Here is a 12680-nt window from a genome sequence, read left to right on the forward strand (position 1 = left end):
GCGCTAGCCAGGAGGAGAAGCCGCCCACCCGGCAGATCCCACGCAGGCGCGGGGACGGCCCTGTCGCCGCGAGGCGATGGGAGACGGCGCCGAAGTGGACCCCGCGCACGGCGGTCACTGACTGTCCCCACGCAGACAGGGACGGTTTCCCCGCCGGGACGGATACCCTGGAGGGCGATTGCCTCCGCCCCCGACCCAAGGGATCAACGACCGCCGTGTTCGATACGCTTTCCGACCGCCTGGCGAGTACTTTCAAGAACCTTCGGGGCAAGGGCCGCCTTTCCGAGGCCGACATCGACGCCACGGCGCGCGAAATCCGTATCGCCCTCCTCGAGGCCGATGTCGCCCTGCCCGTCGTGCGGGAGTTCATCAAGCACGTCAAGCAGCGGGCGCTCGGCGCTGAGGTGTCCCAGGCGCTCAACCCGGCGCAGCAGGTCATCAAGATCGTCAACGAGGAGCTGATCGGCATCCTCGGTGGCGAGACCCGCCGTCTGCGGTTCGCCAAGCAGCCACCGACCGTGATCATGCTCGCCGGTCTGCAGGGTGCCGGTAAGACCACCCTGGCCGGAAAGCTCGGCCTGTGGCTCATGGGCCAGGGCCACACCCCGGTGCTCGTCGCCGCCGACCTCCAGCGCCCCAACGCGGTCAACCAGCTGCAGGTCGTCGCCGAGCGCGCGGGCGTCGCATTCTTCGGGCCCGAGCCGGGCAACGGTGCAGGCGACCCGGTGCAGGTCGCCAAGGACTCCATCGAGCACGCGCGGACCAAGCAGCACGACGTCGTGATCGTCGACACCGCCGGCCGCCTTGGTATCGACGCCGAGATGATGCAGCAGGCCGCGGACATCCGGGACGCCATCAACCCGGACGAGATCCTGTTCGTCGTCGACGCGATGATCGGTCAGGACGCGGTGAACACCGCGGAGGCATTCCGTGACGGCGTCGGCTTCGACGGTGTCGTGCTGTCCAAGCTCGACGGCGACGCGCGCGGCGGTGCCGCGCTCTCCGTCGCGCACGTCACCGGCCGCCAGATCATGTTCGCCTCCAACGGCGAGAAGCTGGACGACTTCGACGCGTTCCACCCGGACCGCATGGCGTCCCGGATCCTCGGCATGGGCGACGTGCTCAGCCTGATCGAGAAGGCCGAGCAGACCTTCAGCCAGGCCGAGGCCGAGAAGATGGCGGCCAAGCTGGCGAAGGGTCCCAAGGAGTTCACGCTCGACGACTTCCTGGCCCAGATGGAGCAGGTCCGCAAGATGGGCTCCATCTCCAAGCTGCTCGGCATGCTGCCCGGCATGGGCCAGATGAAGGACCAGATCAACAACCTCGACGAGCGGGACGTGGACCGCACGGCCGCGATCATCAAGTCGATGACGCCCGCCGAGCGCCAGGACCCGACGATCATCAACGGCTCGCGCCGTGCCCGTATCGCCAGGGGCTCCGGCGTCGACGTCAGCGCGGTGAAGAACCTGGTGGAGCGCTTCTTCGAGGCCCGCAAGATGATGTCGCGGATGGCGCAGGGCGGCATGCCGGGTATGCCCGGGATGCCCGGGATGCCGGGCCTGGGCGGTGCCAAGAAGAAGGCCAAGCAGCAAAAGAAGGCCAAGGGCAAGCAGCGCAGCGGCAACCCGATGAAGAGGGCGCAGCAGGAGCAGGAGGCGGCTCAGCGCAAGGCCGCGTCTCAGGACGGCGCCTTCGGGCTGCCGGGCGCGGGCCAGGAGCCGGGAGGCTTCGAGCTGCCGCCGGAGTTCAAGGACATGCTGGGCGGCGGCCCGAAGTAACACACTGCGGGGCGGGCGCCCCCACTGCACCCGCCCCCAAGATCCCCGCAGGTATGTGGCCGACGGCCGGCCAGTGCTAGGCCATCCGAGTTACGGGGCGCCTACGTGCCGTAGACCCGGGCGATCAGATAGCGGAAGACGTTCGGCATCCAGACGGTGCCATCGGCGCGCCGGTGCGCGTGCAGGGCCTCGGTCAGCTCCTTGTCGACCTGGGCCCGGTCGGTCGCCGCCACAGCGTCGTCGAACAGGCCGGTCGACAGCAGGCCACGGACCGCGCTGTCCACGTCGGCGTAGCCGAACGGGCAGGCCACCCGCCCCGAGCCGTCCGGCCGCAGCCCGGCCTGGTGGGCGAGCTCCTCCAGGTCGTCCCGGCCGCAGGGACGCCAGCCACCGGGTGTACGCAGGGGGTCGGCCAGCCGGGATGCCACGCGCAGCACCGAGGACGTGGCACACCGCTCCGCCGGACCCCATCCGGCGAGGACGACCGCGCTGCCGTGCTCTGCCAGCTGGGCAGCCGCCGACAGGGCCGTTACGAGGTCGTCTCCGGTGTACGACTGGGGGTCGAGGGCCGTCACCAGGTTGAAAGCCGCCCCGCCGCCCTCCGTAGCGTCTTCCGGCAGCTCGTCCAGCAGGCGCGCCCCGGTCTCCCGAGCGCCCCCCGCCGCGGTCCCCGTATCGCCCGGGATCAGCCGCTCGCGGGCCAGTGAAAGACGCTGGGGATCTGCGTCCATTCCAGTGACTTCCGCCCCACGGGCCGCCGCCATCAGCAGAGCGAGGCCGGAACCGCAGCCCAGCCCCAGCAGGCGCGTATCGGTGCCGACCTCCAGCCGTTCGTAGACGGCCTCGTACAGGGGCACCAGCATGCGTTCCTGGATCTCCGCCCAGTCGCGGGCGCGTGTGCTGATGGCTGCCGGGTGACGGGAAACCGGGTGGGTGTGCTGCTGCCGAACGAGCGTGGGTGTCATCAATGCGCCCCAATCCGCCGAGAGCCGATTGCCGTCTTCTGCTTGACCGCCCCCATGGACCACGCGGTAACGCGTCCCCCGTACGTTCATCCCCCGTACGTCAGGGAACTGCGCATCCATCCCCGAGTCCAGGGGTTGCACGGGGATGCTTTCGTGCCCCCTCCGCGCGCCCCTGGTGTCGGCCCGCACACCGGCCGATTCACCATTCAGACTGACACCCCCGTACCATCTCCGCCATGGCAAAGGCTCCCGTTCTCACCCCCCAGGCGGTTGACTTCCCGCGCTGGTACCAGGACTTGATCAACAAGGCCGAGCTGGCCGACAACGGCCCGGTACGCGGCACCATGGTCATCCGACCGTACGGGTACGGGCTGTGGGAGCGGATGCAGCAGGAGATGGACGCCCGCATCAAGGCCGCGGGCGCCTCCAACGCCTACTTCCCCCTCTTCATCCCGCAGTCGTACCTGACCAGGGAGGCCGAGCACGTCGAGGGCTTCGCGCCCGAGCTCGCGGTGGTCACGCACGGCGGCGGCAAGGAACTCGAGGAGCCGGTGGTCGTCCGGCCCACCTCCGAGACGATCATCAACGAGTACTTCTCCAAGTGGGTGCAGAGCTACCGCGACCTGCCCCTGCTGATCAACCAGTGGGCCAACGTGGTCCGCTGGGAGATGCGCCCCCGCGTCTTCCTCCGCACCAGCGAGTTCCTCTGGCAGGAGGGCCACACCGCCCACGCCACCTACGAGGACGCCCGCGACTACGCCGCCCGCATCCACAAGGACGTCTACTGCGACTTCATGGTCAACGTCCTGGGCATCGACGTCGTCCTCGGCCGCAAGACCCCCAAGGAGCGCTTCGCCGGTGCCATCAACACCCTCACGCTCGAGGGGATGATGGGTGACGGCAAGGCCCTGCAGATGGGCACCAGCCACGAGTTGGGCCAGAACTTCGCCCGGGCCTTCAACACCCAGTACCTGTCCAAGGACGGCAAGCAGGAGCTGGTCTGGCAGACCTCCTGGGGTGTCTCCACCCGCATGGTGGGCGGCCTGATCATGTCTCACGGCGACGACAGCGGTCTGCGCGTCCCGCCGCGCCTCGCGCCCATCCAGGCCGTCGTCCTGGCCATCAAGGGCGATGACGCGGTGATCGCCAAGGTGCATGAGATCGGCGACCGCCTGAAGGCCGCCGGCATCCGCGTCCAGGTCGACGACCGGACCGACACCCCCTTCGGCCGCCGCGCCGTCGACTGGGAGCTCAAGGGTGTCCCGGCCCGGATCGAGGTCGGGCCCCGGGACCTGGAGAGCGGCACCGTGATGGTCGCCCGCCGCATTCCCGGGGGCAAGGAGCCGGTGCAGGCCGACCTTCTGGAGTCGCTGCTGCCGAAGGTCCTGGAGGAGGACCAGGCGCTGCTGCTGCAGCAGTCGCGCGAGCGTCGCGAGTCCCGTACCTCGGACGTGCGGACCGTCGAGGAGGCCGCGGAGGCCGCACTCGCCGGCGGCTGGGCCCGTATCCCGTGGGCCACGCTGGGCGAGGCGGGCGAGGCCAAGCTGGCGGAGCAGGCCGTGACCGTGCGCTGCCTGGTCGGCGCGGACGGATCTGTCCCCGGGGCCGACGACACCCCCGGTACGCTCGCGATCGTCGCGCGCGCCTACTGAGGGCTTTCGCCCCGGCGTGCGGAGTTTTCCACGCGCCGGGGTGTACGCGCGGTTGCGTACCGGCTTGGTGGGTGAGTGCATAACTGACTGGTACGTGCAAAATAATTGGGATGGCCCGGAATCGGAACACCGGGCCGGTCCGGCTCGTTGTCACGACGTGAGCACGACACCACCTGTTCTCGCCGCGGAGCTGGCACAGGCGTGGGCCGACATTCAACGGCACCACCCCGAGCTGCCGGATCTCGCCGCGCCCGAATCGCTGATCGGAGAGTCGTCGTCCGCCTGTGGCGCCGAGCTCTCCTTCGAGCGGCTGCTCCACGAAGCTGTGCACGGCATCGCCGCTGCCCGCGGGATCCGCGACACTTCGAGGGCCGGTCGTTACCACAACCGGAGATTCCTTGCGATCGCCGAGGAGTTGGGGCTGCACCACGCCGAAGAGCCGCACCCCAGCAGCGGCTTCTCGCTGGTGATCCTCGGCCCGGAGGCAAGAAAGCGCTATCGCCACACCATCGACCGGCTGCACCGCGCGCTCAAGGCTCATACGGCCGCCACGGCCGCCGACACCACGCGCGCCTTCCGGGGCCCTGCCGCCCGGCACGGCTCCTCCGGTGGCGGCGTCAGGGTGAAGGCCGTCTGCGGCTGTGGCCGCAATGTCCGGGTCGTTCCGTCCGTCCTCGCGCAGGCGCCGATCGTCTGCGGCGGGTGCGGCAAGCCGTTCCGGATTCCCGACGCGGTCGCGGCCGCGTAAAGACGGTCGTCGCGTATGACGGTCTACGGCATGGGCGCTCGGCGGGGACGGAGGTAAAGAGAGGGGCTGCGGTGTGGCAGAATGGACCGCTGAGTACTCGGCAGCCGGTTCGGACCCCTCTCTCCCTCGGCTGACGCGTCCATCGAGCACTCGGATCCCACCACCCCACGTGGAAGCCGTGGTGCTCAAACACGTCGTAGAGCAGGAGACACCACTCCCGTGGCAGTCAAGATCAAGCTGAAGCGTCTGGGCAAGATCCGGTCGCCGCACTACCGCATCGTCGTCGCCGACTCGCGCACCCGCCGTGACGGCCGGGCCATCGAGGAGATCGGTCTGTACCACCCGGTGCAGAACCCCTCGCGCATCGAGGTCGACTCCGAGCGGGTCCAGTACTGGCTGGGTGTCGGCGCGCAGCCGACCGAGCCGGTCCTGGCCATCCTCAAGGTCACTGGTGACTGGCAGAAGTTCAAGGGCCTGCCGGCTCCGGAGCCGATGAAGGTCGCCGAGCCGAAGGCCGACAAGCGCGCCCTCTTCGAGGCCGCCGCCAAGGAGGCCGCCGACGAGCCGAAGGGTGAGGCCATCACCCCGAAGGCGAAGAAGTCCGAGAAGAAGGCGGACGAGGCGGCCCAGGCCGCTGAGTCCACCGAGTCGACCGAGGCCTGAGGATGCTCGAGGAAGCCCTCGAGCACCTGGTGAAGGGCATCGTCGACTACCCCGATGACGTGCAGGTCGCGTCGCGCAACCTGCGTCGCGGGCGCGTGCTGGAGGTCCGGGTGCACCCTGACGACCTCGGCAAGGTGATCGGCCGCAACGGCCGCACCGCGCGCGCTCTGCGCACCGTCGTGGGCGCCCTCGGCGGCCGTGGCGTCCGGGTCGACCTCGTCGACGTGGACCAGGTCCGCTGAGAAGCGTGAGAGCACCGGCACGGGCCGGGGACAGCGGGCAGCCGTTGTTCCCGGCCCGTGTGCGTGACCGAAGGACGCGCCGGTGCCGGAAGATGGGTACCTCGTGGGCGCCCCCAGCGGTGGCTGGAACGGTGATACTGCCGTAGAGAGCAGGAGAGGCAACAGTGCAGCTGGTAGTCGCACGGATCGGCCGCGCCCACGGCATCAAGGGCGAGGTCACGGTGGAGGTGCGGACGGACGAGCCGGAGCTGCGGCTCGCCCCGGGCGCTGTGCTGGCCACGGATCCGCCCTCGGTCGGGCCGCTGACCATCGAGACCGGCCGGGTGCACAGCGGCCGGCTGCTGCTGCGCTTCGAGGGCGTACGGGACCGCAACGCCGCAGAGGCGCTGCGCAACACCCTGCTCATCGCGGAGGTGGATCCGGACGAAACCCCGGAGGACCCCGAGGAGTTCTACGACCACCAGCTGATCGATCTCGACGTGGTGACCACCGACGGCACCGAGGTCGGGCGGATCGCGGAGATCTCCCATCTCCCGTACCAGGACCTGCTGATCGTCAAGACCCCCGACGGCCGTGAGGTCATGGTGCCGTTCGTCGCCGAGATCGTCCCGGAGATCGACCTCGAGGCGCAGCGGGCCGTCATCGCGCCGCCGCCCGGGCTGCTCGACGAGAGCCACGCGGTCGTCGGTGGCGCAGGCAGTGATGGCGACGCGGGCAGCGAGGACGAGTCCGCATGAGGCTGGACGTCGTCACGATCTTCCCCGAGTACCTGGAGCCGCTGAACGTCTCCTTGGTCGGCAAGGCACGCGCGCGTGGACAGTTGGACGTCCGCGTGCACGACCTGCGCCAGTGGACCCACGACCGGCACCACACCGTGGACGACACCCCGTACGGCGGTGGCCCGGGCATGGTCATGAAGCCCGAGCCGTGGGGCGAGGCGCTCGACTCGATCATCGGATCCGGTACCGGAGACGAGCGGCCGACCATCGTCGTGCCCACGCCGAGCGGCCGCCCGTTCACCCAGACGCTCGCGGTCGAGCTCGCCGAGCGGCCCTGGCTGATCTTCACCCCCGCCCGCTACGAGGGCATCGACCGGCGCGTCATCGAGGAGTACGGCGAGCGCTACGAGATCCACGAGGTCTCCATAGGCGACTACGTCCTCGCGGGCGGTGAGGCCGCGGTGCTGGTCATCACCGAGGCCGTCGCCCGGCTGCTGCCCGGAGTGCTGGGCAACGCCGCATCCCACCAGGACGACTCCTTCGCCCCCGGCGCGATGGCCAACCTTCTGGAGGGCCCCGTCTACACCAAGCCGCCCCAGTGGCGCGGCCGGGGCATCCCCGAGGTCCTGCTCAGCGGGCACCACGGAAAGATCGCCCGCTGGCGGCGCGACGAGGCATTCCGCCGCACCACACTCAACCGGCCCGATCTGATCGAGCGTTGTGACCCCGCTGCCCTGGACAAGCACGACCGCAAGATCCTGGCCGAGCTGGGCTGGACCGAGGGCCCGGACGGGCGATTTTGGCGGGCGGCAGGGGCCGTGGAAGAATAGGCGGCTGCCCGGCGTCCGGCGCACGCCCCTGCCACAGGGGGAACGACGTCCGCCCGACGCCACGCCACCCGCTCCGGGTGGCACACCCGGATCTCATCACGACATTCCGCTGATGACCTGTGGCATCAGCGAGGAAAGCAGACGGTCATGTCTCACCTTCTCGACACTGTCGACGCCGCATCGCTGCGCAGCGATGTCCCGGCCTTCCGCCCCGGCGACACCGTGAACGTCCACGTGCGCGTCATCGAGGGCAACCGCTCTCGTATCCAGCAGTTCAAGGGCGTCGTCATCCGCCGCCAGGGCGCCGGCGTGCGCGAGACCTTCACCGTCCGCAAGGTGAGCTTCGGTGTCGGCGTCGAGCGCACCTTCCCGGTGCACAGCCCGATCTTCGAGAAGATCGAGCTCGTCACCCGTGGTGACGTGCGCCGCGCCAAGCTGTACTACCTGCGCGAGCTGCGCGGCAAGGCCGCCAAGATCAAGGAGAAGCGCGAGAGCTGATCTCCCCATCGGCCGTCCAGGACCGGCCGGATAGGCTCTGGACTCGATGGACAGCGACGCACAGTTTTCGGAGCGCGATCCCTCTCCCCAACCCGGCGACGGGCAGGAGAAGGGATCGCGCTCCTCGCGTTCTCCGGAGTACGGGCGTCGGTCGTGGCGCCGTACTGCCCTGTTCATGGGCATTTGCTTGAGTTTCGTGATGCTGCTGAATGCCTTTGTGGTCCAGCCCTTTCTCGTCCCGAGTGGCTCGATGGAAAAAACCATTCGCGAGGGAGACCGGGTTCTGGTGAACAAGCTGGCGTACCGTTTCGGTGATGAACCGCGTCGCGGCGATCTGGTGGTCTTCGATGGCACCGGATCGTTCGTCGACGGGGAGTCGTCCGGAAACCCGGTCACCGAGCTGCTGCGCGAGGGCGCGGCTGCGGTGGGACTGGCAAAGCCGGACGAGACCGACTACATCAAGCGCGTGGTCGGCGTGGGGGGCGACCGTGTCACCTGCTGTGACAAGCGGGGGAGGATCAAGGTGAACGGACAGCCGGTCGACGAGGACTATCTGTACCCGGGTGACGACCCGTCGCGGGTGCGTTTCGACATCGCGGTGCCGGACGGCAGGCTGTGGGTCCTGGGCGACCACCGCAGCGACTCCCGCGACTCCCGGGACCACCTGGGCGACCCCGGTGGCGGCATGGTCCCGGTCGACCGGGTGATCGGCCGGGCCGACTGGATCGGCTGGCCGACCGACCGCTGGAGCTCCCTGGAACGGCCCACTGTCTTCGGCCATGTGCCGGTCCCGGCCGGGGCCGGCGCGGACGGTGCTCATGGGTAACCGCGGCATACCGAAGTCCGGCATGCACCGCGTGGGCGTGATACGGACACCCCGGACGACCGGGCGTGCCGAGCGCCGCCGGGCCGCCAAGCGGATCAAATGGCGTCGCCGCCGGTCCGCCGCCAGGGAAGTGCCGATCCTCATCGGGGTGGCGCTGCTGATCGCCCTGGTTCTCAAGACCTTCCTGGTCCAGGCGTTTGTCATCCCTTCGGGGTCGATGGAGCAGACGATCCGGATCGGCGATCGAGTGCTGGTGGACAAGCTCACCCCCTGGTTCGGGTCGAAGCCGAAGCGCGGGGACGTGGTGGTCTTCAGGGACCCGGGCGGCTGGCTGGAGCAGGAGCGGACGCCCGTGGCCGACGACCCGGCGGGGATCAAGCAGGCCAAGGAGGCCCTGACCTTCATCGGCCTGCTGCCGTCGGCGGACGAGCGGGACCTGATCAAGCGGGTCGTCGCGGTCGGCGGGGACACCGTGAAGTGCTGTGACACCACCGGGCGGGTCACCGTCAACGGCGTGCCGCTCAACGAGCCGTATCTGCACCCGGGGAACCCGCCGTCGAAGCTGAAGTTCGAAGTGCGTGTGCCGCCCGGCCGGCTCTTCATGATGGGCGACCACCGGTCCAACTCGGCCGACTCCCGCTTCCACCTCAACGACGTCGGCAATGGAACGGTCGGCGAGGACCTGGTGGTCGGCAGGGCCGTGGTGATCGCATGGCCGTTCGGACACTGGCGAGGCCTCGAGGAGCCGGAGACGTACGCCTCGGTGCCCGACGCGTACGGCACAACGACGGCTGCCGACGCTGCGCCCCCTAGGGTGGTCTCCGGGGCCGGAAGATCAGCGGCACCCCAAGAAGTGCAAGGAATGATCCAACTCCCGACCCCTGCGGAACTCCCGCTCGTTATGGGAGTGGTGGGCCTGCGCCGAGCCCGGGGCAGGCGGCAGCGTGCAGTGAGGAGTTGATGTGGGGGAATTGGCGGTCGGCGCACGGTCCGGCCACGAAGAACCCGAGAAGCGCCCGGACGGATTCGCCGAACCGCCCGCGGCGGCCGGCGAGCACCCCAGGGCGCCTGAGCCGGACCCGGGTGAAGAGGGCGACAGTGGGGAGAGGCCGAAGCAGCGTTCCTTCTGGAAGGAGCTGCCAATCCTCGTCGGCATCGCCCTGCTGCTCGCCCTGCTGATCAAGACCTTCCTGGTCCAGGCCTTCTCGATCCCATCCGAATCGATGCGGGACACGCTGCAGCGTGGCGACCGCGTGCTGGTGGACAAGCTCACCCCGTGGTTCGGCGCCAAGCCGGAGCGCGGTGAGGTCGTGGTCTTCCACGACCCGGGAGGCTGGCTCGGTGAGACGCAGCAGCCGACCTCCGGGCCGGTCGCCCGGGGGCTGCAGAGGGTGCTGAGCTTCATCGGCCTGATGCCCTCGGCGGAGGAGAAGGACCTGATCAAGCGGGTCATCGCGATCGGCGGGGACACCGTCGAGTGCAAGGGCGGCAACCAGCCGGTCGTGGTGAACGGCAGAGCGCTCAACGAGCCGTACATCGCCCCGGGGAACACGCCCTGCGGGGACAAGCCGTTCGGGCCGATCAAGGTGCCGCAGGGCCGGATCTGGGTGATGGGCGACCACCGTCAGTACTCCCTGGACTCCCGCTACCACCAGGACCTGCCGGGCCGCGGCACCGTCTCGAACGACGATGTGGTCGGGCGCGCCATCGTGGTGGCCTGGCCGCTCAACCGCTGGGCCACCCTGCCCATTCCGAGCACCTTCGACCAGCCGGGTCTGAACGCCGCGGGCGCCGTAGCCCCCGCGGCGCTCGGGCTCGCCGGCGCGGTGCCGATCGTGGTGTGGCGGCGTCGGCGCCTGACCGGCCAGGACGCGGTTTCGGGGCCCGGTGCGGCCCCCGGGCCGCAGGGCGCGGCCCGAACCGCCGAGCGCGTGGAACCGCTGAGCGAGAAGGCCGTCCAGGACGGCTGACTCGATTCGGTACCGCCGGGTAGGGTTCGGTCCCAGACTTCGATCCGGGGAGCTGGGATGAGCGAGGCAGGACGTCGTGCGGATGGCGGCCAGGGCCGCCTGGGCAGTGTGCTGTCCGGGCTGGCCGTGGCCGTCGGCTGTGTGCTCTTCCTTGGCGGCTTCGTCTGGGGAGCGGTGCTGTACCAGCCGTACACCGTGCCGACGGACTCGATGGAGCCCACGGTGGGCGCCGGGGACCGGGTGCTGGCGCAGCGGATCGACGGCAGCGAGGTGCGGCGCGGGGACGTCGTCGTCTTCACCGACAAGGTGTGGGGCGATATGCCGATGGTCAAGCGCGTCGTCGGGACCGGCGGCGACAAGGTCGTCTGCTGCGACCGCAGGGGGCGGCTCACGGTGAACGGGAAGCCGCTGGACGAACCGTATCTGCGGGACCAGCACGCGTCGGGCCGTTTCGACGCGACAGTGCCACAGAGCAGCCTCTTCCTGCTCGGCGACAACCGGGTCACTTCGCTGGACTCGCGCGAGCACCTGACGGACGCCGCGCAGGGCTCGGTGCCGCGAGCGGCCGTGCAAGCCCGGGTCGACGCCGTCGCGTGGCCCACCGAGACCCTGGGGATGCTGGCCCGGCCCACACCGTTCGAGGCGCTGCCCGGCGGGATCTCGGAGCCCGGGCCGCTCCGGCTGATCTGCACGGCCATGGCCGCGGGAGCGGTGCTGATCTTCGGGGGAGCGGCGTACGGCCCGATCGCCAGCCGTGCGGGACGCGGGGCGCGCGGGGGCGGCACCGAGACAGCGGGGAGCAGCGGACGGAAGGGCACGGAAGGCGGCAGACGGAGCAGGCCCGTGCCTGACGGGCAGCCGCGTACCGTCGCGCGCGTCGTCCTCCTCGATCCGCAGGACCGGATACTGCTGCTGCACGGATTCGAGCCCGCCGATCCCACCTCCAGGTGGTGGTTCACGCCGGGCGGCGGCGTCGAGGACGGGGAGACGCTCGAGCAGGCGGCCCGCCGCGAGCTCCTGGAGGAGACCGGGATCAGCGATGTCCGGCTCGGGCCGGTGCTGTGGCGGCGCAACTGCTCGTTCCCCTTCGACGGCCGCCGCTGGGATCAGGATGAGTGGTACTACCTGGGGCGTACCGGGCAGACGCGCACCGAGACGAGCGGGCACTCGGAGCTGGAGCGGCGCAGCGTCGCGGGGCTGCGGTGGTGGACGTCCGAGGAACTGTCGGCCACCCGTGAGACCGTGTATCCGATCAGGCTCGCTGAGCTGCTCCGAATGCTGCTCGACGAGGGTCCTCCGAGGGAGCCTGTGGTCCTGGCGACGGAAATCGTCCAGGGCGACAGGACTGAGGAACAATAGGGGGACGCACGGCTGAAGGGGAACATGCCATGAGCGCCGAGGACCTCGAGAAGTACGAGACCGAGATGGAGCTGAAGCTCTACCGGGAGTACCGCGACGTCGTCGGCCTGTTCAAATATGTGATCGAGACCGAGCGGCGCTTCTACCTGACCAACGACTACGAGATGCAGGTGCACTCGGTGCAGGGTGAGGTGTTCTTCGAAGTGTCCATGGCCGACGCCTGGGTGTGGGACATGTACCGGCCGGCGCGCTTCGTGAAGCAGGTGCGGGTGCTCACGTTCAAGGACGTGAACATCGAGGAGCTGAACAAGAGCGATCTCGACCTGCCGTCCGGGGAGTCCGGCTTCAGCAGCTGACGCCGGGTTTCGGCGTGAGAGGTTCACTCGTCGGGGTGGCCGGGTTGTCCACAACCAGCGAGTAATCCACCGTT

At 69.6% G+C, this 12680-nt stretch carries 13 protein-coding genes and 2 pseudogenes; 14 read left to right on the forward strand and 1 reads right to left on the reverse strand.

Going from position 1 to position 12680, the window contains the following annotated elements:
• Positions 1 to 215 precede the first annotated feature (215 nt).
• Positions 216 to 1778 (forward strand): signal recognition particle protein, encoded by a 1563-nt coding sequence (gene ffh / locus ACY34J_RS14510; protein WP_462726948.1) that lies wholly within the window; start codon positions 216 to 218, stop codon positions 1776 to 1778.
• 101 nt (positions 1779 to 1879) lie between these two features.
• Here ffh and ACY34J_RS14515 read toward each other — a convergent pair whose 3' ends face one another.
• Positions 1880 to 2743 carry a methyltransferase domain-containing protein gene (locus tag ACY34J_RS14515; protein WP_462726947.1) on the reverse strand — a complete coding sequence of 288 codons (864 nt, stop codon included), beginning with the start codon at positions 2741 to 2743 and terminating at the stop codon, positions 1880 to 1882.
• 236 nt (positions 2744 to 2979) lie between these two features.
• Here ACY34J_RS14515 and proS point away from each other — a divergent pair, with 236 nt between their 5' ends.
• From proS to ACY34J_RS14580, 13 genes and pseudogenes are all read left to right on the forward strand, one after another.
• The gene (gene proS, locus ACY34J_RS14520) at positions 2980 to 4395 is read left to right on the forward strand and encodes a proline--tRNA ligase (protein WP_462726946.1); all 1416 of its coding nucleotides are present in this window, start codon (positions 2980 to 2982) and stop codon (positions 4393 to 4395) included.
• A gap of 157 nt (positions 4396 to 4552) precedes the next feature.
• Positions 4553 to 5143, forward strand: coding sequence for a hypothetical protein (locus ACY34J_RS14525; protein WP_462726945.1), 591 nt, complete (start codon positions 4553 to 4555; stop codon positions 5141 to 5143).
• Between the two features lie 219 nt (positions 5144 to 5362).
• The gene (gene rpsP, locus ACY34J_RS14530) at positions 5363 to 5806 is read left to right on the forward strand and encodes a 30S ribosomal protein S16 (RefSeq protein WP_462726944.1); all 444 of its coding nucleotides are present in this window, start codon (positions 5363 to 5365) and stop codon (positions 5804 to 5806) included.
• A 2-nt stretch (positions 5807 to 5808) separates the two neighbouring features.
• Complete coding sequence (locus ACY34J_RS14535) at positions 5809 to 6048, forward strand: RNA-binding protein (protein WP_462726943.1); 240 nt, start codon at positions 5809 to 5811, stop codon at positions 6046 to 6048.
• 164 nt (positions 6049 to 6212) lie between these two features.
• The gene (rimM, locus tag ACY34J_RS14540; protein WP_462726942.1) at positions 6213 to 6785 is read left to right on the forward strand and encodes a ribosome maturation factor RimM; all 573 of its coding nucleotides are present in this window, start codon (positions 6213 to 6215) and stop codon (positions 6783 to 6785) included.
• Positions 6782 to 7597: a tRNA (guanosine(37)-N1)-methyltransferase TrmD gene (gene trmD / locus ACY34J_RS14545; protein ID WP_462726941.1), complete on the forward strand. Its 816-nt coding sequence runs from the start codon at positions 6782 to 6784 to the stop codon at positions 7595 to 7597. Before rimM ends, trmD begins: the two co-directional genes overlap by 4 nt.
• Before the next feature lie 147 nt (positions 7598 to 7744).
• A complete protein-coding gene (rplS, locus tag ACY34J_RS14550) occupies positions 7745 to 8095 on the forward strand; it encodes a 50S ribosomal protein L19 (protein ID WP_462726940.1) in 351 nt (116 codons plus the stop codon).
• Positions 8096 to 8141: 46 nt separating this feature from the next.
• A complete protein-coding gene (lepB, locus tag ACY34J_RS14555) occupies positions 8142 to 8921 on the forward strand; it encodes a signal peptidase I (RefSeq protein ID WP_462726939.1) in 780 nt (259 codons plus the stop codon).
• Positions 8914 to 9993, forward strand: a pseudogene (lepB, locus tag ACY34J_RS14560) (signal peptidase I). Before lepB (ACY34J_RS14555) ends, lepB (ACY34J_RS14560) begins: the two are co-directional and overlap by 8 nt.
• Positions 9893 to 10891, forward strand: coding sequence for a signal peptidase I (gene lepB, locus ACY34J_RS14565; protein WP_462726957.1), 999 nt, complete (start codon positions 9893 to 9895; stop codon positions 10889 to 10891). The pseudogene lepB (ACY34J_RS14560) and the gene lepB (ACY34J_RS14565) overlap by 101 nt, the downstream one beginning before the upstream one ends.
• 57 nt (positions 10892 to 10948) lie before the next feature.
• Positions 10949 to 11698 (forward strand): annotated as a pseudogene (gene lepB, locus ACY34J_RS14570) (signal peptidase I); the annotation flags it as partial.
• Positions 11699 to 11734: 36 nt separating this feature from the next.
• Positions 11735 to 12250: an NUDIX hydrolase gene (locus ACY34J_RS14575; protein ID WP_462726956.1), complete on the forward strand. Its 516-nt coding sequence runs from the start codon at positions 11735 to 11737 to the stop codon at positions 12248 to 12250.
• A 29-nt stretch (positions 12251 to 12279) separates the two neighbouring features.
• Positions 12280 to 12606, forward strand: coding sequence for a DUF2469 domain-containing protein (locus tag ACY34J_RS14580; RefSeq protein WP_443332036.1), 327 nt, complete (start codon positions 12280 to 12282; stop codon positions 12604 to 12606).
• Positions 12607 to 12680 lie beyond the last annotated feature (74 nt).

Source organism: Streptomyces sp. HSS9-12 (assembly GCF_054963655.1).